19 protein-coding genes are annotated in these 20,397 nt (G+C 71.0%); 11 read left to right on the forward strand and 8 right to left on the reverse strand.

The features are described from left to right. Window positions 1-22: 22 nt before the first annotated feature. Window positions 23-889 (reverse strand): phytanoyl-CoA dioxygenase family protein, encoded by an 867-nt coding sequence (locus ACIQRW_RS31665; RefSeq protein WP_403766832.1) that lies wholly within the window; start codon window positions 887-889, stop codon window positions 23-25. Between the two features lie 599 nt (window positions 890-1,488). Here ACIQRW_RS31665 and ACIQRW_RS31670 point away from each other — a divergent pair. The 3 genes from ACIQRW_RS31670 (at window position 1,489) to ACIQRW_RS31680 (ending at window position 7,201) form a co-directional block, all read left to right on the forward strand. Continuing rightward, a complete protein-coding gene (locus ACIQRW_RS31670) occupies window positions 1,489-4,554 on the forward strand; it encodes a BTAD domain-containing putative transcriptional regulator (protein WP_403766835.1) in 3,066 nt (1,021 codons plus the stop codon). A gap of 959 nt (window positions 4,555-5,513) precedes the next feature. Beyond that, entirely contained in the window at window positions 5,514-5,726 is a 213-nt protein-coding gene (locus ACIQRW_RS31675) for a hypothetical protein (protein WP_403766838.1), read from the forward strand. Window positions 5,727-5,929: 203 nt separating this feature from the next. After that, window positions 5,930-7,201, forward strand: a complete 1,272-nt coding sequence (locus tag ACIQRW_RS31680) for a Cmx/CmrA family chloramphenicol efflux MFS transporter (RefSeq protein WP_403767177.1) — start codon at window positions 5,930-5,932, stop codon at window positions 7,199-7,201. Here the strand turns inward: ACIQRW_RS31680 and ACIQRW_RS31685 are convergent. Together ACIQRW_RS31685 and ACIQRW_RS31690 are read right to left on the reverse strand one after the other, a co-directional pair. After that, on the reverse strand, window positions 7,134-7,415 hold the full coding sequence (locus tag ACIQRW_RS31685; RefSeq protein WP_403766842.1) for a DUF4031 domain-containing protein: 282 nt from the start codon (window positions 7,413-7,415) through the stop codon (window positions 7,134-7,136). The genes ACIQRW_RS31680 and ACIQRW_RS31685 overlap by 68 nt on opposite strands. Then, on the reverse strand, window positions 7,412-7,783 hold the full coding sequence (locus tag ACIQRW_RS31690; RefSeq protein WP_403766845.1) for a hypothetical protein: 372 nt from the start codon (window positions 7,781-7,783) through the stop codon (window positions 7,412-7,414). Before ACIQRW_RS31690 ends, ACIQRW_RS31685 begins: the two co-directional genes overlap by 4 nt. Window positions 7,784-7,919: 136 nt before the next feature. Between ACIQRW_RS31690 and ACIQRW_RS31695 the strand changes: the two genes are divergently transcribed. The 6 genes from ACIQRW_RS31695 to ACIQRW_RS31720 all read left to right on the forward strand — a co-directional run bounded on the left by ACIQRW_RS31695 (window position 7,920) and on the right by ACIQRW_RS31720 (window position 13,240). Continuing rightward, window positions 7,920-8,837 carry a MurR/RpiR family transcriptional regulator gene (locus ACIQRW_RS31695; RefSeq protein ID WP_361332998.1) on the forward strand — a complete coding sequence of 306 codons (918 nt, stop codon included), beginning with the start codon at window positions 7,920-7,922 and terminating at the stop codon, window positions 8,835-8,837. A gap of 74 nt (window positions 8,838-8,911) precedes the next feature. Beyond that, window positions 8,912-9,919 carry an N-acetylmuramic acid 6-phosphate etherase gene (murQ, locus tag ACIQRW_RS31700; RefSeq protein WP_403766848.1) on the forward strand — a complete coding sequence of 336 codons (1,008 nt, stop codon included), beginning with the start codon at window positions 8,912-8,914 and terminating at the stop codon, window positions 9,917-9,919. Window positions 9,920-9,969: 50 nt separating this feature from the next. Further along, window positions 9,970-11,547, forward strand: a complete 1,578-nt coding sequence (locus tag ACIQRW_RS31705; RefSeq protein WP_403766851.1) for a PTS transporter subunit EIIC — start codon at window positions 9,970-9,972, stop codon at window positions 11,545-11,547. Between the two features lie 220 nt (window positions 11,548-11,767). Next, window positions 11,768-12,145 carry a type II toxin-antitoxin system RelE/ParE family toxin gene (locus tag ACIQRW_RS31710; RefSeq protein ID WP_403766854.1) on the forward strand — a complete coding sequence of 126 codons (378 nt, stop codon included), beginning with the start codon at window positions 11,768-11,770 and terminating at the stop codon, window positions 12,143-12,145. Next, entirely contained in the window at window positions 12,142-12,477 is a 336-nt protein-coding gene (locus tag ACIQRW_RS31715) for a helix-turn-helix domain-containing protein (protein ID WP_403766857.1), read from the forward strand. The genes ACIQRW_RS31710 and ACIQRW_RS31715 overlap by 4 nt, the downstream gene beginning before the upstream one ends. Before the next feature lie 127 nt (window positions 12,478-12,604). Further along, on the forward strand, window positions 12,605-13,240 hold the full coding sequence (locus ACIQRW_RS31720) for an NADPH-dependent F420 reductase (protein WP_403766860.1): 636 nt from the start codon (window positions 12,605-12,607) through the stop codon (window positions 13,238-13,240). A 12-nt stretch (window positions 13,241-13,252) separates the two neighbouring features. Here ACIQRW_RS31720 and ACIQRW_RS31725 read toward each other — a convergent pair whose 3' ends face one another. Beyond that, on the reverse strand, window positions 13,253-13,867 hold the full coding sequence (locus ACIQRW_RS31725) for a Uma2 family endonuclease (RefSeq protein ID WP_403766863.1): 615 nt from the start codon (window positions 13,865-13,867) through the stop codon (window positions 13,253-13,255). 144 nt (window positions 13,868-14,011) lie between these two features. Then, window positions 14,012-14,491 carry an SRPBCC family protein gene (locus ACIQRW_RS31730; protein ID WP_403766866.1) on the reverse strand — a complete coding sequence of 160 codons (480 nt, stop codon included), beginning with the start codon at window positions 14,489-14,491 and terminating at the stop codon, window positions 14,012-14,014. 275 nt (window positions 14,492-14,766) lie between these two features. Between ACIQRW_RS31730 and ACIQRW_RS31735 the strand changes: the two genes are divergently transcribed. Further along, on the forward strand, window positions 14,767-15,120 hold the full coding sequence (locus ACIQRW_RS31735; RefSeq protein WP_403766869.1) for a PRC-barrel domain-containing protein: 354 nt from the start codon (window positions 14,767-14,769) through the stop codon (window positions 15,118-15,120). 87 nt (window positions 15,121-15,207) lie between these two features. Here ACIQRW_RS31735 and ACIQRW_RS31740 read toward each other — a convergent pair whose 3' ends face one another. Both ACIQRW_RS31740 and ACIQRW_RS31745 read right to left on the reverse strand, forming a co-directional pair. Further along, window positions 15,208-15,444 carry a hypothetical protein gene (locus tag ACIQRW_RS31740; protein ID WP_403766872.1) on the reverse strand — a complete coding sequence of 79 codons (237 nt, stop codon included), beginning with the start codon at window positions 15,442-15,444 and terminating at the stop codon, window positions 15,208-15,210. Then, window positions 15,434-15,676 carry a hypothetical protein gene (locus ACIQRW_RS31745; protein ID WP_403766874.1) on the reverse strand — a complete coding sequence of 81 codons (243 nt, stop codon included), beginning with the start codon at window positions 15,674-15,676 and terminating at the stop codon, window positions 15,434-15,436. Before ACIQRW_RS31745 ends, ACIQRW_RS31740 begins: the two co-directional genes overlap by 11 nt. Before the next feature lie 337 nt (window positions 15,677-16,013). On the opposite strand from ACIQRW_RS31745, the gene ACIQRW_RS31750 reads away from it, so the two are divergent. Next, entirely contained in the window at window positions 16,014-17,057 is a 1,044-nt protein-coding gene (locus tag ACIQRW_RS31750; protein WP_403766877.1) for a LacI family DNA-binding transcriptional regulator, read from the forward strand. Between the two features lie 330 nt (window positions 17,058-17,387). On the opposite strand, the gene ACIQRW_RS31755 is transcribed toward ACIQRW_RS31750, so the two are convergent. After that, on the reverse strand, window positions 17,388-20,198 hold the full coding sequence (locus tag ACIQRW_RS31755) for a glycosyl hydrolase (RefSeq protein WP_403766880.1): 2,811 nt from the start codon (window positions 20,196-20,198) through the stop codon (window positions 17,388-17,390). Between the last annotated feature and the right edge of the window lie 199 nt (window positions 20,199-20,397).

Raw genomic sequence — 20,397 nt, forward strand, 5'->3', positions numbered from 1 at the left:
CGTCTCAGCCGTCTCAGCCGTCTCAGCGGTCACCGGTGTCCCAGGGCTCCACTCCGAAGAGCCGTCGGCCGAGCGGCGACATGGTGGCCACCTGCTCGGCGTCGTAGTGGCCGGGGGGCACCTCGTCGGCCTGCCCGTAGACGTGGTCGTCACGCACCCACCGCAGGAACTGGGCCACACGCGCCTCGGGCATCCGGTTGTGGGAGGCGTTGTGCGGCATCAGGAAGTGGGTCAGGACGAAGTCTCCCGCCTCCGCGACGATCTCCACCGGCTCGGGAAACCCCTTGATGTCACGCCAGAAGTCGTGCAGCAGACGGCCGGTGGGGTGCGCCCGGGCGGCCTCCATCACCAGCCGGTGGCCGCCGGGCACCACGCAGATCCCTCCGCCCGTCGGCCGCACGTCGGTCAGGTAGAAGCAGCCGGCGAGCTCCATCTCCGGCATGTCCAGCCGGAACTGGGAGACCTCGGTCGGCACCCTGACGTCAAGGTGCAGCGGCTGGCTGTACGGGGTCTCCCCCACGTCGTGCCGGATCGTGATGGCGAGCGAACCGTCGAAGATCCGCAGCCGTTCACTCTCCAGGAGTTGGCTGGCCGCACGGTACAGCCGCTCGTTCTGGAACAGCGGGATGAGCGCCGGGTCGGCGAAGGTCTCGCTGAAGTCGGGCTGGAGCGGCTTGATCCGGCCGAAGCGTGCCATCCACGGCACAGGCAGGGTGAGGTCGGGGTCCATCATGCCGACCACGTACCGCCTGCACCGCTCCGCCTCCTCCTTGCTGATCACGCCCTTGAGGAGCAGGTAGCCGTCCCGGTGGAATCGCTCCACCTCCTCGTCGGTGAGCGATCGGGCCGCGGCGGCGACGGGTGATTCGGCGTCGAGCATCTGCTGCATCGCATGTGCCTTTCATTCCGGTCCAGCTCCGGCGCACCACGCGCCGCCGCATCGCCGCTCGGCCATGCGGCGGCGGAGACGTACGGAGAGGGGCAGCGGGGTACGACGCGGCAACGGCGCGTACGGGCTGAACGCATCTGATGGGAGAGCCGGTGGGACGACTCCACGGGCGGGCATCGGCGCCGCCACAGGGGGGTGCCCGCCGGGCGGGCCTGCCTGCTCGAAAGCGGTGGCCGTGAAGTGCCCTGCTCGAGAAGGAAGGGCCCGGAGCAGCTCCAGGCACAGTTATCCAACTCTGAGATCATCTTCTTGGTGCCTGGCCCACAAGTCAACCCCCTGCCGAAGATTGGCTTCACGAGAGCCCGGAACGCCACGAGCGGGCGGCGGAACGACGGCCTCCGCGCATACTCGACCGAACCTTGACTGGCCAGTAAGGCGATCATTACCATGCGATGACCATTGGTTCAGACCAAGTGTCTTCGTCCAGAACCTGTACGCGGCATTCAGGACCGTCATCGCATCCATGGGTCTCGCGTCGGGCCAATGGCAGCTCGGGGGGGCGCATGGACGTCAGGCTGCTCGGACCGGTGAGAGCCATCATGCGCGGCTCGGAACTGCGGTTGGGCGGCCCGCGACAACGCACCGTCTTCGCCGTGCTGGCCCTCAACGCCTCGCGGGTCGTCCCGCTCGGCCAGCTCATCGACACCGTCTGGGGAGAGTCACCGCCCGCCACCGCGCGTTCCCAGATCCAGATCTGCGTCTCCGCGCTGCGCCGCATCCTCGCCGACCACGACGGTGCCGGTCTCATCCGGACGCTGCCCGCGGGATACCGGCTGGCCATCGACGAACAGCAGGTGGACGTCCACGTCTTCACCACCCTGCTCGCCCAGGCACGTGATCTCGCCGAACGCGGAGAGCTGCGGTCCGCCGTCGACGCTGTCGAGTCCGCGCTCCAGTTGTGGAGCGGCCCGGCCCTGATGGGGCTGCCCAGCGACCTCGTACAGCGGCACGCGTACGCGTTGGAGGAGCGCAGGCTCACGGCCCAGGAAGACCTCGCTGCCCACCTGCTCGGTCTGGGCCTCCACCAGCAGGCCGTCTCCCCGCTGCACGAACTCGTCGAATCCCAGCCCCTGCGGGAGAAGGCCATCGGCTATCTGATGGTGGCGCTCTACCGGAGCGGGCGGCAGAGCGACGCGCTCACCACCTACCGGCGGGCCAGGGCGCACTTCATCGACGAACTCGGCATCGAGCCCGGTCAGGAGCTCAAGGATCTGGAGTCGGCCGTCCTCAACGGCTCCCTGACGCCAGCCGGCCCTCGGCCGGACGGGCCGGACGACGCACCGGCCGGGCGGGCAGAGGCACCGCGCCCCGCCGAGGCAGTCACCGTCCCCCGCCAACTCCCCTCCGACCTCGCTGATTTCACCGGACGCGGCCAGCTGCTCGCCGACATCACCGGGCATCTGGGTCCGCACGGGCCCGGCGAAGCCCCCGGCTCCGTGCGCATGGCAGGCGTCACGGGCATGGGCGGCGTCGGCAAATCCTCCCTGGCCGTGCGAGCCGCCCACCAGCTGACCGAGGCGTACCCCGACGGCCAGCTCTATCTCGACTTCCACGACCGCCCCGCCGACGCGTCCTCCGCCTGGGCTCTGGGATGGCTGCTCCGCGCTCTGGGAGTACCGAGCGAAGCGCTCCCGGACACCCAGGCCGAACGCGTGACCTTGTACCGCAGCCACATGGCCGGCCGCCGCATCCTTCTCGTTCTGGACGGGATCACCGGCCCCGAGGTCCTCCAGTTGCTGACCCCGGGCAGCCACACCTGCGCCGTCCTGGCCACCAGCAGGCAACGGCTCACCGGGGTGCCCGGGCTGTACAGCGTGGAGGTCGACGTACTGGACGAAGACGAGTCACTCGCTCTGCTGTGCGCGATCGCGGGCCGGGAACGGGTCACGGACGAACTGCCCGCCGCCATCGAGCTCGCGCAGATCTGCGCCGGCCTCCCCCTCGCCCTGCGTATCGCGGGCGCCCGGATAGCCATGCGCTCGCACTGGCGTATCGGCCGCCTGGTCAATCGCCTGCGGGTCGAGGCGGCGCGGCTCGACGAGTTCTCGCACGGCGGCCAGGAGCTGCGGTCGACCATCGCCATGGCCTACAACGGGCTGGGCCTGGAGGCACGGCATCTCTTCCGCCTGCTCTCCCTGTCCGAGGCCAGGGACTTCGCCCACTGGGTCGCCGCGGCTCTCCTCGACACCGATTGCGCGACCGCGGAGGACCTGCTCGACGAACTGGTCGACGCGCAGTTGCTCACCGTGGTCGTCCCCACGCGCGACACACCTGCCCGGTACGGCTTCCACGGCCTGATCCGGCTGTACGCCAAGGAACAGCTCGAACAGTCCGAGGCGCTGCTGCGAAGACGCGCGGCCGTGGAACGACTCCTCGGCGCCTGGATGCGGCTGGCCGAGTCGGCCCACCGCGCGGAGTACGGCGGGGACTACACGATTCTGCACAGCGCCGCCGAACGCTGGGCGCTGCCGCCGGACACCGTCGCGGAACTGCTGAGGCAGCCCGCCGCCTGGTGGGAGAGCGAACGCACCTCACTCATCGCCGCCATACGGCTCGCCCGCGCCGAGGGACTGGACGACCTCTGCTGGGACTTGGCCCTGACCTCCGTCACCCTCTTCGAAGCCGGGAGCTACTACGACGACTGGCTGGAGACCGCGACCCTGGCACTCGACGCCACGGACCGGACGGGCAACCGCCGAGGCCAGGGAGCCATGCACTACACCATCGGCACCCTGCACATGCTGCAGAAGCGCCTGCCCGAAGCGGAGGAACGATTCGGTCGCGCCCGAGAATTGTTCGAGGCGGTCGGCGAACGGCACGGGCAACTGCTCGTCCTGCGCAACGTCGCCTTCGTCGACCGGGTGCGCGGCGACCTGGACCGCGCCGCCGCCCGGTATCGCATCGCGGCGGAAGGGCTGCGTGAGGTCGGCGACAAGATGGGCGAGGCACACGTCCTGTCCAATCTCGCCCGGACAGAGATAGAGAACGGCCGGAGCGACGAGGCGCGACGCCTGCTCGACAGAGCACGGGGTCTGTGCAAGGAGACCGGGTGCCGACGGGTGGAGGCCCAGGTGCTCTACCGACTCGGTGAACTCCATCTGGAGCACGGCGACACCGGCGAGGCAGGTCTGGCGTTCCGGGAGACCTTGCGTCTGGTTCAGGCCAACCGCGACCAGGCCGGAGAGGCCCACGCGCACTTCGGCCTCGGGCGGGTGTCGCGGGCCGACGGCCGGATCGGGGCCGCCCGCACCGACTTCACCAAGGCACTGTCGGTGGCACGGCTGGCCCATGACGGCTTCATGGAGGCACAGGCGCTGTACGCGCTGGCCGGCTGCGCACGGGAGCAGGGCCGCTTCGCCGAGGCGCAGCGCCATCTCCGCACCGCACTCGGCCTGTTCGATGAGATCGGGGCCCTGGACTGGCAGCGGCGCACCTGGGAGGCGCTCGACGCGGTGGCGGAGGCCGCCCGTGAGACGACCGCCACTGAACCAGCCGCAGCCCACTCCTCCCTCTTCGGGGGACGCCCCGGCGCTGCCATCGCTCCGGTCAGCCCCAGTGCGTATCACTCGGCTTCGGTGCACCCTCGTTCTGGCCGTCGGCGCTGACCGTGTACTCGGCCTGAGGCACGGCAGGCGCGGCAGCCGCGGCGAACGCGGCCGCGGAGACGATGAGCACAGCAGCGCAGGCGGACCGGATGCTGCGAAGAATGGTCATGCGCATGAGATTTCCCGCTCTCTCTGCTGGTGATGCGGCCTGGCCGGATCACCGTCCGTCGTGGTGTGAGCACACTCAACAGCGGCCCGCCTTTGGATCGCTATCGCTCCGGAGCCCGGCAGCGATCAGCGCCGAAAGCCCACCGATAGCGCATCCATAGCGGCATGGACGACGGTGCGACGCAGCCGGGGGCACGGCTGCGCCACACCGGCCACGCTCCCGGGCAACGCTTCCCGCACCCGCGCCGAAGGGATCGACATGTCCAACCCCTCCGCCGTGCTCCGCCCCACGGATACGGCACCACCCCCCTCCGGAGCCGGCCATGTCGACCGGCCGCCGCCCTCGGCGTCTCCCTCACGGACGACGCTGCTGCTGCGCGGACTTCCCGCCCTGTACGAGGAGAGCGCCCAGGCGCTGGTGGCCGCCTCGTCCCCTACGGCTGAGCGGGTGTCGGGAAGCTCCAGGCCCGGCATCCCACTGAACGAACACGCCGTGGAGGTACGGGCCTCCACCCGGTCGGTACTGGCCTCATGGTGCGCTCTGACAGCGGGAGAACGCGCGGTACAACCCCCCGAGCGCACCGTCGCGGCCATGGCCGTGTTCCTCACCGCACACGCCGAGTGGCTCGCGAAGCATCCGGCTTCCCAGGACTTCACCGATGAGATCGCCGGCCTGCGCTTCCATCTGACCGCCCTCACCGCCCCCCCCCCCCCCCCCCCCCCCCCCCCCCCCCCCCGCGCCCCCGTGGGCGGGTGGTGGGGAGCTGCACGCACCAGGGCTGCGACGGCAGCCTGCTCGCCCGGACACGGGTGCTTTCCGACATCAGCTGCGACAAGAACGAGGAGCACACATGGCAGCCACGGCAGTGGGCGCACTTGCGGCGAACCCTCACGGCGACGCGGTGGGGGGCCTGAGCGTGTCCGACATCGCCACCATCTGGCAACTTCCGAAGGGAACCGTCTACTGGCTGGCCAGCAAGCACTCCTGGCGTCGGTACCGCGCCTCGGGACGCGCGTACTACCACGCCGAGGACGTCATGGACACGATCACCGCAACGGACTGAGCCGTCCCTCCCCGTCGTGACCACGACGGGGAGGGACGGTCTCACCGGTGCTGCCAGGACGATCCCGTCGGCGTCCCCCGGTGACGTGACGGGGACGTGACGGGGGCGTGAACAGGCACGTCCCCCTCCCGGCGCCGGGAATGCGGAAGCGTTCTCCGGCGTTGGGACGAGTCATGCCCGACTCTCCCTCCCGCCGCGCACCCATGCCGCTGGCCGTATACATTCTCGGCCTCTCGGTCTTCGCACTCGGCACCAGCGAGTTCATGCTGTCGGGCCTGCTCCCGCCCATCGCCGACGACATGAACGTGTCGATCCCGCAGGCCGGGCTCCTCATATCCGCGTTCGCGATCGGCATGGTGGTCGGCGCCCCGCTGCTCGCCGTCGCCACGCTCCGGCTGCCGCGCCGCACCACGCTGATCGCGCTGATCTCGGTGTTCGGCCTCGGCCAGATCGCCGGTGCGCTGGCCCCGACGTACGAGATCCTCTTCGTCTCCCGGGTCCTGAGCGCACTCGCCTGCGCGGGCTTCTGGGCGGTCGGCGCGGCCGTGGCCATCGCGATGGTCCCGGTGAACCAGCGGGCGCGGGCGATGGCCGTGATGATCGGCGGCCTGTCCGTCGCGAACGTGCTGGGCGTGCCGCTGGGGGCCTTCCTCGGCGAGCACTTCGGCTGGCGTTCGGCGTTCTGGGCGGTCGGCGCGGCCTCGGCGGTGGCCCTGGTCGGCGTCGCCACACGCATCCCGCACATCCCGCTGCCCGAGAAGAAGCCCGAGCTGAAGCGGGAGCTGGCGATCTACCGGGACCGGCAGGTCTGGCTGGCCATCGTGATCACCGCGCTCGCGGCGGGCGGGGTGTTCTGCGCGTTCAGCTACCTGGCGCCGCTGCTCACGGACGTGGCGGGCCTGGACTCCGGCTGGGTGCCGTGGATCCTCGGCCTGTTCGGTGCGGGTGCGCTGATCGGCACCATGATCGGCGGCCGGGTCGCGGACGCGCACCTCTTCGGGGTGCTGCTGAGCGGCATCACGGCGTCCACGGTGTTCCTGGTGGCGCTGGCCCTCTTCGCCTCCAGCCAGGTCGCGGTCATCGCGCTGGCGTTCCTGCTGGGCCTGTCCGCCTTCTTCACGGCCCCCGCGCTGAACGCCCGGATGTTCAACGTGGCCGGAGCCGCTCCGACGCTGGCCGGGGCCACCACGACGGCGGCGTTCAACCTGGGCAACACGAGCGGCCCGTGGCTCGGCGGCACGGTGATCGACCTGGACTTCGGCTTCGCGTCCACGGCGTGGGCGGGCGCCGCGATGACGGCCCTGGCCCTGGCGGCGGTGGGGGTGGCGCTGCACCTCCAGCGCGGCGGCGGGAGCGGCCGGTCGCGTTCGCGGCTGATCGCGAAGAGCGCGGCGGCCCCTGAGTCCCCTAAGGACGGCCGCCCGGCGCCGGCCGCCCCTTCGGCCTCCTCAGCCCCGCGTCCGTCAGGCGCCTGACCAGCTCCTTCGAGCCGATCTCCCGCGCCCCGGCCCGCACCGCGTCCGCGTAGTGCGCCTGAGGCACGTCGTAGTGGTCGCGCTCGAAGGCGCGCGGCGGGCAGCCGATCCCGGCGGCGAAGGCATGCAGCTCCTCGAACGACACATCGCTGACCAGGTGTGACCAGAGGCGGCCGTGTCCGGGCCAGGTGGGCGGGTCGATGTAGAGCGTCACCGCCGCAGCACCTCGCCCAGCGCCCCCACCGGCGCCACCGCCACGGCCGCCTTGGTGCACACCCAGTGCGGGTCGGGCCCGAGCTCCGGCTCCACGTCCAGCGCGTGCGGCTCCTCCTCCGCCGAGCACGCGGGGCACAGCGGCCACCGCCCGTACCGCTCCAGCAGCGCGTCCTGCACGTCCTGGGCGACGAGACCGGCCACGAACTCCGCCCCCTCGGGCCACTGCTCCACCCACCAGCGGCGGTGCGTCACCGCGTCCTCGACCAGCGAGACGATGTCCGCCTCCGCGACGCCGCCCGCCGCCAGGTCGGCCATGACGAGCGCGCGGGCGGTGTGCAGGGCCTGCTCCAGGGGGTTCAACTCCATGCCCCCATTGTGCGCCCGCGCGGGTAAGGCCACGGCGGCTCCCATCGGCACCCCTTCAGGCGCCGGTGGCGGCCCCGCCAGAGGTAGGGACCAAAGAGGGGTTGACGGACCCCGAGGTTGAAAATATCTTTCAGATGTGACCAGTGACGTGAAGGAAATTTTCAGCGGCGACTCCCCGCCGGCCCCCGCGGCCCTCGCCGCCAAGGTCCGGACCCTCGCCCCCTCCATGACCCGCTCGATGCAGCTGGTCGCCGAAGCCGTGGCGGGCGACCCGGCCGGGTGCGCCGCCCTCACCGTCACCGGTCTCGCCGAGCTCACCGGCACCAGTGAAGCCACCGTCGTCCGTACCGCGCGGCTCCTCGGCTACCCCGGCTACCGGGATCTGCGCCTCGCGCTGGCCGGCCTCGCCGCGCACCAGGAGTCCGGCCGGGCCCCCGCCGTCACCGCCGACATCGCGGTGGACGACCCGATCGCCGACGTGGTCGCCAAGCTCGCCTACGACGAGCAGCAGACCCTCGCCGACACCGCCGCCGGGCTCGACACCGTACAGCTGGGGGCCGCCGTCGCCGCCGCGTCGACCGCCCGCCGCATCGACGTCTACGGCGTCGGCGCGTCCTCCCTCGTCGGCCAGGACCTGGCGCAGAAGCTGCTCCGGATCGGGCTGATCGCCCACGCCCACATGGACCCGCACCTCGCGGTGACCAACGCCGTGCAGCTGCGCGCCGGCGACGTGGCCATCGCGATCACGCACTCCGGCTCCACCGGCGACGTCATCGAGCCGCTGCGGGTCGCCTTCGACCGCGGGGCGACGACGATCGCGATCACCGGACGGCCCGACGGGCCCGTGACGCAGTACGCGGACCACGTGCTGACCACGTCCACCGCGCGCGAGAGCGAGCTGCGCCCCGCCGCCATGTCGAGCCGCACCAGCCAGCTGCTCGTCGTGGACTGCCTGTTCATAGGCGTCGCGCAGCGGACGTACGAGACCGCCGCGCCCGCCCTGGCCGCCTCCTACGAGGCGCTCGCCCACCGCCACAACCCGCGCACCCGCTGACCGCCCCGGCAACGGCCCCGCACCACCCGTACGCGCACGCGACCGAGAACACCGAGAAAGCTGAGCCGCACCTCATGACCTCCACCACCGACGCGAACACCGACACCCCCGGCGCCACCGGCCCCACGAGCCCCGCCAGCCCCACCGGCTCCACCGAGACCTACGGCGAACTCCGCGCCCAGCTGGCCACCCTCACCACCGAGGCGTTCCGCCCCGAGCTGGCCGAGATCGACCGGCAGCCCACGCGGGAGATCGCCCGGATCATGAACGGCGAGGACGCCACCGTCCCGGCCGCCGTCGCCGAGCGGCTGCCGCAGATCGCCGCGGCCATCGACGCCACCGCCGAGCGCATGGCCCGCGGCGGCCGGCTGATCTACGCGGGCGCGGGCACCGCGGGCCGCCTCGGGGTGCTGGACGCCAGCGAGTGCCCGCCCACCTTCAACACCGACCCGTCCGAGGTCATCGGCCTGATCGCGGGCGGCCCCTCCGCCATGGTCACGGCCGTCGAGGGCGCGGAGGACAGCAAGGAGCTGGCCGCCGCCGACCTCGACGGACTGAAGCTGAACGCCGACGACACGGTGGTCGGCATCTCCGCCTCCGGCCGCACGCCGTACGCGATCGGCGCCGTCGAGCACGCCCGCGAGCGGGGCGCCCTGACCATCGGGCTCTCCTGCAACGCCGGCTCCGCGCTCGGCGCCGCCGCCGAACACGGCCTGGAGGTCGTCGTCGGCCCCGAGCTGCTCACCGGCTCGACCCGGCTGAAGGCGGGCACGGCCCAGAAGCTCGTCCTCAACATGATCTCGACGATCACGATGATCCGGCTCGGCAAGACGTACGGGAATCTCATGGTCGACGTCCGCGCTTCCAACGAGAAGCTGCGGGCCCGCTCCCGGCACATCGTCTCCCTGGCCACCGGCGCGTCCGACGCCGAGATCGAGGCCGCACTCGCCGCCACCGACGGCGAGGTCAAGAACGCGATCCTGGTCATCCTCGGCCAGGTCGACGGCCCCACCGCCGCCGCCCGCCTCACCGAGGCGGACGGCCACCTCCGCGCCGCCCTCACGGCCGTACGCACCACCTGACCCACCCGGGTACCCCGCCCCACCCCCCGCACAGCAAGGCACCAAGCACCATGGCCACAGAAGACAAGAACCGCGCCACCGCCGCCGCGATCCTGCCGCTCGTCGGCGGCGCGGCGAACGTCGCCTCCATCGCCCACTGCATGACCCGGCTCCGCCTCGGTCTGCACGACCGGTCCCTCGTCGACGACGAGGCGCTGAAGGCCCTGCCCGCCGTGATGGGCGTCGTCGACGACGACACGTACCAGATCGTGCTGGGCCCGGGCACGGTCGCCCGGGTCACCCCGGAGTTCGAGCAGCTGGTCGACGAGGCCCGCGAAGCCGCTCCCGAACCGGCCCCCGAGCCCGGTACGGCCCCCGTCTCCGCCGAGGAACTGGCGGCCCAGGGCGCGGCGATCAAGGCCCAGCGGAAGGCGAGGAACGCCACCCCGTTCAAGCTGTTCCTGCGCAAGATCGCCAACATCTTCGTGCCGCTGATCCCGGCGCTCATCGGCTGCGGGATCATCGCGGGCCTCAACGGCCTGCTGGTGAACCTCCAGTGGCTGCCCGCCGTGACGCCCGCGCTGGCGGCGATGGCGTCCGGCTTCATGGCGCTGATCGCGGTGTTCGTGGGCTACAACACGGCGAAGGAGTTCGGCGGTACGCCGATCCTGGGCGGTGCGGTGGCGGCGATCATCGTCTTCCCGGGCGTCGCGAACATCGACGCCTTCGGCCAGACGCTCTCCCCCGGTCAGGGCGGTGTGCTCGGCGCGCTGGGCGCGGCGGTCCTCGCCGTGTACGTGGAGAAGTGGTGCCGCCGGTGGGTACCGGAGGCGCTGGACGTCCTGGTCACCCCGACGCTGACGGTGCTGATCTCCGGCCTGGTGACGATCTTCGGCCTGATGTACGTGGCGGGCGAGGTGTCCTCCGCAATCGGTACGTTCGCCGACTGGCTGCTGTCCAACGGCGGCGCGGGCGCGGGCTTCGTGCTCGGCGGCCTGTTCCTGCCCCTGGTCATGCTGGGCCTGCACCAGGCGCTGATCCCGATCCACACCACGCTCATCGAGCAGCAGGGCTACACCGTCCTGCTCCCGATCCTCGCGATGGCCGGTGCGGGCCAGGTGGGCGCGGCCGTGGCCGTCTACTTCCGCCTCCCCCGCAACGAGTCGATCCGCCGCACCATCAAGTCCGCGCTCCCGGCGGGCCTGCTGGGCGTGGGCGAACCCCTGATCTACGGCGTCTCGCTCCCCCTCGGCCGCCCGTTCGTCACGGCGTGCGTCGGCGGCGCGTTCGGCGCGGGCTTCGTCGGCCTGTTCAACCAGCTCGGCGACACGGTCGGCTCGACGGCCATCGGCCCGTCCGGCTGGGCCCTGTTCCCCCTCCTCGACGGCAACCACGGCCTGGGCTCGACGATCGCGATCTACGCGGGCGGCCTGCTCGTCGGCTATGTCGCCGGATTCGTCGCGACGTACTTCTTCGGCTTCGGCAAGGACCTGCTGGCCGAGTTCAACGTCTCCCAGGAACCGGCCCCGTCCACGGTCGCCGCCCAGGGCAACACCCACCCCACCACCACTCCGGCCACCCCCGATGGCCCCGACTCCGACGGCACCGACCCCGGCACCTCCCCGGCCAGAACCCCGGCCGGAGTCTGACCCGGTCCTCGACCTGCCGACCTGCCCCCGGTCTTCCCCCACCCGTCCCGACGGGCGGGGGAAGACCGGGGGCGTCCTGCGCCGCGTCCTGTTGGCCTACGAGGGCCGGGGTCACAGGGGGGCGACAGAAGCGTCAACCTGACGTCCCGCACTCACCTGGAAAGGCGGAGCGAACCGGACCGGACTATTATGTCGTCCACGACATAATATGGTGCCGTGCGTGACATACACGCACGTCATCGAGGTAGAGCCCGAATTTCGTGACTGGCTGGAGCTTCTCCCCGAGAAGCACTACGGCAAAGTGGAGGAGTACGCGGCCCTGCTCGCTTCGATGGGAACAAGCACTCCGATGCCGTTCAGTCGCCCCCTGCGGGACGGAGTGTACGAACTTCGACCGACGCTGAACGGCGAGGCCACAAGGATCACGTACTGGTTCGCCCCGGAACGCCGCATCGTGCTCCTCACTGTCTTCCGCAAGACGCGGATGCGGGAGTCGGCCCAAGTGGATCGAGCCGTGCGGGCCCGGGCGCTGTGCGAGGCCCAACACGAACCGGCCCACACGACGTACACACGCGGAGAGAGCAGGGAGACCTCATGAACCACAGCCGCTGGAAGCTGAAGCGCGAACAGGAACTCGCCTCCGGGCTCACCGAGTCCGAGGAGACCCGCGCCGAGCGCGCGGAAGTCCGGCTCGCCATGGCCTTCGCCAAGGCGGTGTACGACCGCCGCAAGGAACTCGGCCTGTCCCAGAAGGATGTCGCCGAGCGAGCGGGACTGACCCAGGCGAAGATCTCCCGCATCGAGGGCGCCGACGCGGTACCCACTCTGCTCCTGCTCCGGCGGCTGGCGCTCGCCCTGGACGCCTCCCTCAGCATCGCCCTCGACGGGGAACAGGAAGAGGTGGCCTTCGTGGCCCGTACCGCGGCGTGACCGGTGCGGAGCACCTGCCGGGCCCTTCCTACGCATAGGGGTGTCCTGCGGACTACGCCTCAGGGACCGTGCCGCCCCGGTCTCCAGCCCGATACGCCCCGGGGCCCCGCTGGCTAGCGTCTCCCCCATGCGTATAGGACTTCTCGGTACCGGAAATGTCGCCCGCGCCCTGGCCCACGGCTGGCGCGCCGCAGGACACGACGTCCTCCTCGGATCACGTCGGCCCGACGAACGCACCGGCCTCGGACTGCCCGTCGCCGGCCTCGACGAGACGGCCGCGCACGCGGAGGTCCTGGTCAACGCCACTCCCGGCGGCGTCTCCGTGGACCTGCTGCGCTCGATCGGGGCCCCGGCCCTGGCCGGCACGCTGCTGATCGACGTCGGCGTCGGCCTCTCCGACGACTTCAGCGCGCTCACCCACCCCAACAGCAGCCTGGGCGAACTGATCCAGGAGGCGTTCCCGCTGACGCCCGTCGTCAAGACGCTCTGCACGATGGACTCCACCACCATGACCGCCCCGGGCGAACTCACCGAGCCGGGCACGGTCTTCCTCTCCGGCGACGACACCGAGGCCAAGCACACCACCGGCCGACTGCTCACCGACCTCGGGTGGCCGGAGTCCTCCCAGCTCGACATCGGCGGCATCACCACGGCGCGCGGCCAGGAGCACTTCGCGTTCCTCTTCATGGGGATCGCGGGCGGGGTCGGCTCCCACACCTTCAACATCAAGGTGGTCACCCGCCCGTCGGCGGACGCCCCCTAAGGGATTGCCGACCTAGACGCCGGGCCCCGGGAACTCCCCCGTCATCAGCTGCACGTCGAACGGGGACGGCAGGGCCAGCGGCTTGCCGAACGGCGCCGCGTCCGTGTGCTTGTACGTGCCGTCCTCGTTCGGTTCGGTGAACAGCGTGGCCATCGGTCCCCGGGTGTCGAACCGGTCGATCAACAGGTACATCGGGACTCCCGCGCGGGCATACGCGCGGTACTTCTTGGTGCGGTCCTCCCGCGCGTTGCCCCGCGACGTGATCTCGACGACGAGCAAGGCCTCCGAGGCGTCCATCGGATCGCTGATCTCCGGATCGGCCGCCGCGATCAGCTCGGTAGGCATGACGACCAGATCGGGGACGTACAGCTTGCCGAGCGGGGCGACGTGGACGCCGAGGGTCTGGTAGATCTCCAGGTCCTCGGGCAGCGTTGCGTAGAGCCCTCGCTGGACCTTGGCGGCAATGCCGTTGTGGTGCGCGTGCGGCGGTGGTACCAAGACGATCTGCCCCTCGTCGATCTCGGCGCGCCACCCCTCGGGCACGTCCAGTTCACGCCATGTCTGCAGCAGGTAGTCCCACGCGCGCCCATCCGAAGCCTGGCCGTTCTCGACGAACGCTGCGGTCATCGCGGGTCCCTTCTTCCGTGGCCTTGCCGAGGAGGCTAGATCGGAGGTTTCACGGCTGTTCGCCGCTCCTCCCAGCGTCCCACGAACGAGTGGCCGCGCGCAGGCGACGCACGCCTCCCGCCCCGGCGCGGGGCCCGGTCGGCCTCAAGCCCTCCCGCCGCCCTCGTCCACGCCCACGCCGTCTTGGCCGAGGATCGCCCGGGGCATGGTGCGCGTGATCTCGTCGCCCAGCCTCTCGAACTCGCGCCGCAGGAAGGGATCGGCGAGCCGGGCGACGCCCTTGAAGCGGATGTGGGCGTGGTACGTGATCCGGGTCCCGCCCTCGCCGTCGGCCTGGAACGTGAGGTCGTCCGTGGACTCGGCCGTCTTGTTCGTCCCTACGAAGACCAGCCGGTCGCGCTCCTTCACCTCCAGCCGGTAGGTGAGCTCCGTGCGCCGGCCCCGGAATTCGGAGACGTTGTGCCAGGTCGCCCCCGCGGTGACCGGGGCGTCGCCGGGCAGGTCGGTCCGTTCGCACTCCTGCGTGCCGGGGTCCCACTCCTTCGCCCGGGAGAAGTCCGCGAGGTACGCCACGACCCGGTCGAGCGGCCTCGCGACGGTGAACGAGCGCCTGACGTCAACCATGAATGATCCCCTTTTCCGATCGGCGGAGAATGCACGGAGGCCCTCCCCGTACAGAGAAAGCGTAAACGGAATCACGCGTTTCCGGTTCGGCTCCCGTTTCGTGCTCCTCGGGGTTTCCCAAGGGATTTCCGTCTGCCCCGCTCCCGCTTCCCTTACCGGTCGGCGGACCAGGTGTAGCCCGCAGTTCCCCGGGCAGACGGAGGTCAGCGGAAATATCGCCAACGAAGAGATTCCACCGTAGGAACGAGCTGAATCGCGTCGCGAAAGGAGCCACAATGAGCGACTCCCTGTGGGGCTATCAGCCGTCGAGCGGACACACCGCGGGCGCCGATCTGACCGGCTATTCGGTCGAGGCCACCGACGGCAGTATCGGAAAGGTCGACAAGCACTCCGACGAGGTGGGTTCGGCCTATCTGCTCGTCGACACCGGAGTCTGGATCTTCGGCAAGGACGTCCTGTTGCCCGCGGGCACGGTGAAGCGCATCGACACCGAGGACCGGAAGGTCTACGTCGAACTCACCAAGGAACAGGTCAAGGACTCCCCGGAGTTCGACCGCCACCGACAGGCGGACGACCCGGGCTACCACGAGCAACTGTCCGCGTACTACCTGGCGTACCGCGTCATGTGACCCGGCGTACGCCCCCCCGAACGGCGGCGGGCCCGACCCCGAGGAGGGGCCGGCCCCGCCGCCTCGTGCGTGGTGTCCCGCCCGCCCTCAACGCGGCAGCTGCCCCTCCCTGTTGATCTCCGTCACCCGGGCCCGCAGCACCACTCCCGGTGACGCCGGCCGCACCGCCTCCGGCGGGCATTCCCACTCCGGCCCGCCACCGGGCGGCCGCAGCCGCACGTTCGGCCCGGACCGGCCCGTCACCCGGCCGACCCGCCCGTCCCGCGCGTCCACCGCGAACCCGCCCGCCTCGGGCACACCCGGCCCATATCCGTCACCCGTCATGACCGCTCTCCTTCTCCGCCAGCACCTCGCACAGCCGCAACGCGGTGTCGATGTTGCAGCGGCCCAGGTCGACCAGGGGCGCCGGTTCGTCACCCGAACACGAGACCGGATCGATCCGCAGGGACGGCAGCTTCACCCCGAACTCCGCAAGCCCTTCCTTCAACCGCTCCACGGCGTCCTCCGCCACCCGCACCCGGTCCGCCGCCGACCTGCGCCGCTCCATCGCTTCCATGCCGCACACCTTCCACTCTGAGTGATGGCCATGCATACCCAGCGTGTCCAACGCGCAGTTGGTCCGGAAGAGGCGCAGTTCGGGCAACCGCTTCACCGCTACCGACGGTTACCTTCACGCGGCCGCCGCCGAGCTGCCGCCGGGGTCCTCCTCGTCCCCTCCCCCGGCCGATCCCGCACGCATTCCGCCCCTCCCCTGGAAGCGCTCTCAGGACTGTCGGCGCCCGGCGCTAGGCTGTAGACGATCCGGCGGCGACACCGAGCACGCGCACAGCACCCCGTGCACCCCCACGCACCAGCCCGCGTATCGCCGCCCCCGTCGACGAGGAGCGACCGCCTTGCCCGAGCAGTCCCCCGGGTCCCGGCCCACCCTGGAAGCCGTCGCGGCACGTGCGGGGGTGTCGCGGGCCACCGCCTCGCGGGTCGTCAACGGGGGCGACGGAGTCCGCAAGCCGCTCGTGGACAAGGTGCTCAAGGCGGTCGACGAGCTGGGCTACATCCCGAACCACGCGGCCAGGACCCTGGTGACCCGGCGGACGGGAGCGGTGGCCGTCGTCATCGCGGAGCCGGAGATACGGATCTTCTCCGACCCCTTCTTCTCCCAGCAGATCCGGGGCATCAGCAAGGAGCTGACCGCCCACGACACCCAACTCGTCCTGCTGCTGGTGGAGGGGCCCGGAGACTTCGACCGGATCGCCCGCTATCTGTCCGGCGGACACGTCGACGGGGCGCTCGCGTTCTCGCTGCACACCGACGACCCGCTGCCCGCGATCACCCGGCGGGCGGGGATACCCACGGTGTACGGGGGCCGGCCCAGCTGGACCGCCGATCCCGGGGACCAGGCCGTCCCGTATGTGGACGCGGACAACCGGGGCGGCGCGCGGGTGGCCGTGCGGTATCTGAAGGACCTCGGGAGGGAGCGGATCGCGCACATCGGCGGGCCGCCCGACCAGACCTCGGCGATGGACCGCCTCGACGGCTACCGGGACGTCCTGCTGGACGTGGACCCGACGCTCGTCGCCGAGGGTGCGTTCACCGTGGAGAGCGGGGCCCGGGCGATGGCGGAGCTGCTGGAGCGGCGGCCCGACCTCGACGCGGTGTTCGTCGCCAACGACCTGATGGCGTCGGGTGCGTTGCGTGTTCTGCGGGAGCGCGGAGTGGCCGTGCCGGAGCAGGTGGCGATCGTCGGGTTCGACGACATGGACTCGGTGGCCGAGACCACCGATCCGCCGCTGACCACGGTCAACCAGGACATCGAGGGGCAGGGCCGGCTGATGGCCCGCCTGCTGCTGCGCGGCCTGGACCGGGACCGTACGGGCGGCGGCCCGGCGCCCGACTCGGTGATCACCCCGACGACCCTGGTGCGACGGGCCTCGGCCTGACCGCCACGCGAGCACGGAAGTGCGGCGGGCCTCCGCCCTGAGGAGCCGAAGACCCGCCGCACGAATCGTGCCCGTACGGTCACGCCCTACACGTACGGATCCCGCCACTTATCCGGTGATCCGGATGGGTCCGCGCGACCCGTACGTACAGGATCCCGCACCCATACGTACGGGATCCCGCGGACCCACACGTACAGGATCTCGCGGACCCACACGTACGGGATCCCGCGGACCCACACGTACAGGATCTCGCGGACCCACACGTACGGGATCCCGCGGCCCCACACGTACAGGATCTCGCGGACCCACACGTACGGGATCCCGCGCGGCCTACACGTACGGGATCTTCAGGACGGCCGCGTCCGTGCCCGTCTGCACCTGGGACGTGCCGCTGCCGAGCGCGTTCCAGACCTCCAGGCGGACCGTGCCGTTCCTCAGTTCGCCCAGGCTCCCGGTGACAGCCTGCGCACCGGACGCCTGCGTGTACTCCTCCCACCCGTTGACCGGGTCGGTCGCGAAGTAGCGGAAGGTCTCGGCCCGGTCGAACGTGCCGTCGCCGGTGAGGTCGTAGCTGACCCGGACCTGCGGGGCGAGCCCGACCTTCGTGCCCGCGTCGACCCGCAGGCGGAACGCGGTGGCCGCGCCGGAGGCGACCTTGCCGTTGACCTTCTTCACCTCGTAGACGGTCGGTCGGTACGGGGTGCCGTCCCGGTTGACGCCGTCGGCCGAGGCGACGGTGTCCGCGCCCGCCGGGTCGGTGGTGGCGGTGGTGAGGACACCGCCGGACTTGAGGCGGAAGGTGTTCCCGGTGGACGGGCCCGGCTCCTCCGGGTCGGGGTTGCTACCGCCGGGGCCCGTGCTCGTCGCCGTCGAACGGGCCGGCACCGACAGGGTCTTGCCGTCGGAGAAGGTGACCGTACGGGCGGTGGAGCCGTGGTTGTGCGCGGTGTAGGTGCGGGTGCCGTCCTTCGAGAAGACGGCGGAGGTGGGCAGGTCGCCGCTGACCGTCATATCGGGCGCCCCGACCGTGTTCAGGGTGTTGATCCAGTGGTAGGTGTGCGCCTTGGACTCACCCTGCTCCGGGGTGTAGTTCCCGTTGACCCCGTCCCACTTGGCCTTCGCCGCCGCCGGGTCGGACAGCGACTCGAACTCCCAGAGCAGGTCGCGCCACTCCTGGGCGGGCCCGCCGTTCTCGCGCTCCATCTCGGCGATGTTCCGCTTGATGGCCGCCTTCTCCCGGGCCAGGTGGAGTGAACCGCCGGTCACCGGGAGGACGTTGATGCCGTGGATCTCCTCCGGGTTGGCGGTCCACCAGGTGGAGTACGCGCCGCCGCTGCCCCAGACCATGCCGACCGTGTCGTGGCCGAAGGAGGCGGGGAAGACCTGCTGCGAGGCGTCGAACCAGTACTGGGTGATCGCCTCGGACTCGGTGGTCAGCAGGTAGCTGCCGAGGTCGCGGAGGTTGTTGTCGCCGGTGGCCGAGCCGAAGAGCACCAGGCCGGCGCTGAGGTTGATGGACTCCGATGAGGACTCCTGGTTGTTGCCCGCCGCGAAGCCCTGGTGGCCGGAGGCCCAGCTGTGGCCCGCGTACACGTCGAAGCCGCGCAGGAACGGGTAGGCGGAGTCGGTGCGGCTGGCGTTGGCGGTGTCGCGGATCAGGTGCTTGATCATCGTGCCCCAGGCCGAGTCGGCGACCCAGGCCTGGTCGTACTGGGCGATGATCGCCGCCGCGTAGACGTAGTAGCTGTAGTGGAAGTGGTGGTCGTTGAGCTCGGTGTCGCTGCCGTACGAGGCCGGGTAGCCGGTGAGGGTCTTCCAGTCCTTGTCGTAGCTGAACTCACTGGCCCCGCCCGCCGTGAACCACTCCTGGAGGCGGCCCTTCATCAGGCCGAGGAGCTTGTCGCGGGTGGCGGTCTGGCCGATCTGGTCGGCGACGGGCACCAGCTGGGCGAGGCGGCCGAGCGCCTTGCCGGTCCAGTAGGTGTCGGCGGCACCGGAGAACGGGTCGGAGGCGTTGGCGACCTCGTTGAGGTAGCCGGTCAGCCGGGCCTTGTCGACGCCGCTGGAGGCGGGCAGCGCGGGCACGACGCCGTTGTTCTTCTGGCTGGTGGTGAAGGTGGCGGACTCACGCACCTTCATCGTGCCGCGCGGCGACACGTACGTGTAAGGGGTCAGCGCGTCGGTGGTGTGCAGCCACTGGTGGCGGTAGAGGGCCTGGAGCGTGCCGCGTTCGGTGCCCTCCTTGGCCTCGGTCGTCAGGCTGTAGGTCGCCCGCACGTTGCCGCCGGTGGACTGCCAGGCCACCTGGGAGCCGGTGACGAAGCTGAAGGCGTACTTCTTGTACGTCGCGAGCGCGTCCGTGGAGGGCAGCACGGCGAGCGAGAAGTAGTCCTTCCCGCCGAGGCCCGCGGTGATCGCGGTGCCGGAGACGTTCCAGTCGCTGCCGGTCGGGGCGAAGAGGGCGTAGTGGTGTCCGGCGACGGTGATGCCGAGGACGTTGCCCTGGTCGGAGAAGACGGTGGGCGCGGAGGCGGTGGTGATGCGGGCGTCGCCGCCGGAGCCCTTGGCGTACACGAAGGGCATGCCGTGGCCGATGGTGGCCCGGAAGGTGCGGGAGCCGTCGGCCCAGTAGGGCGTGACCGTCCAGTCGGACCAGGCGTCGGCCTTGGTGTCGGGCGAGTTCAGACCGCTGAGGCCGACGGTGAGGTCGGCCTTGTGGGCGTACTCGTACTGGCGGCCGTCGCCGACGATCGCGGGCGTGGTCGGGTAGCCGACCTCCAGGCCGGAGGCTTTGGCCTGGTACGTGAGGGGGTGGCCGTACATGGGCGTGCTGTACGGGTTGTCGCCGTAGCGCTGGTAGGCGAGCGAGGACCACCAGTCGTTGGTCGGGACCGGCTTGTCCCGTGCGGCGGTGGTGAGTTTGGGGGTGACGGGCGCGCCGGTGTTGGTGGTCGGGCCCGAGGTACCGGCGGGGCGGGAGTCGGAGTAGCTGCCGGCGCCGGCGGGGATGGTGGCGGCGGCCGCGGGCGATGCGGCGGGGCCCAGGCCCACGGCGGCCACGGCGATGGCCAGGAGCGTCGCCGCGGCGGGTCTGGAGGCGAGTCTGGAGAGGGAGGTTCGCACGAGCAGCACCTCGATCATGGGGGGGGAAGAGCGCGTTCGAGAGCGCTCTCAAGTGCCAAGGAACGTAAAACTCCTGAAACGTAAGTGTCAAGAGAACGCACACAGACGGCAGTTGAATGGGCTCCGGCTGTAACCCCAAGCTGTTATGCGTTCGAGTCTTGACGGGGCGGGGGTGGTGGGGGACGCTCCAGACGCAGGTTTTGAGAGCGCTCTCAAG

It is taken from the genome of Streptomyces sp. NPDC091287, assembly GCF_044768525.1.
Lineage (GTDB): Bacteria > Actinomycetota > Actinomycetes > Streptomycetales > Streptomycetaceae > Streptomyces.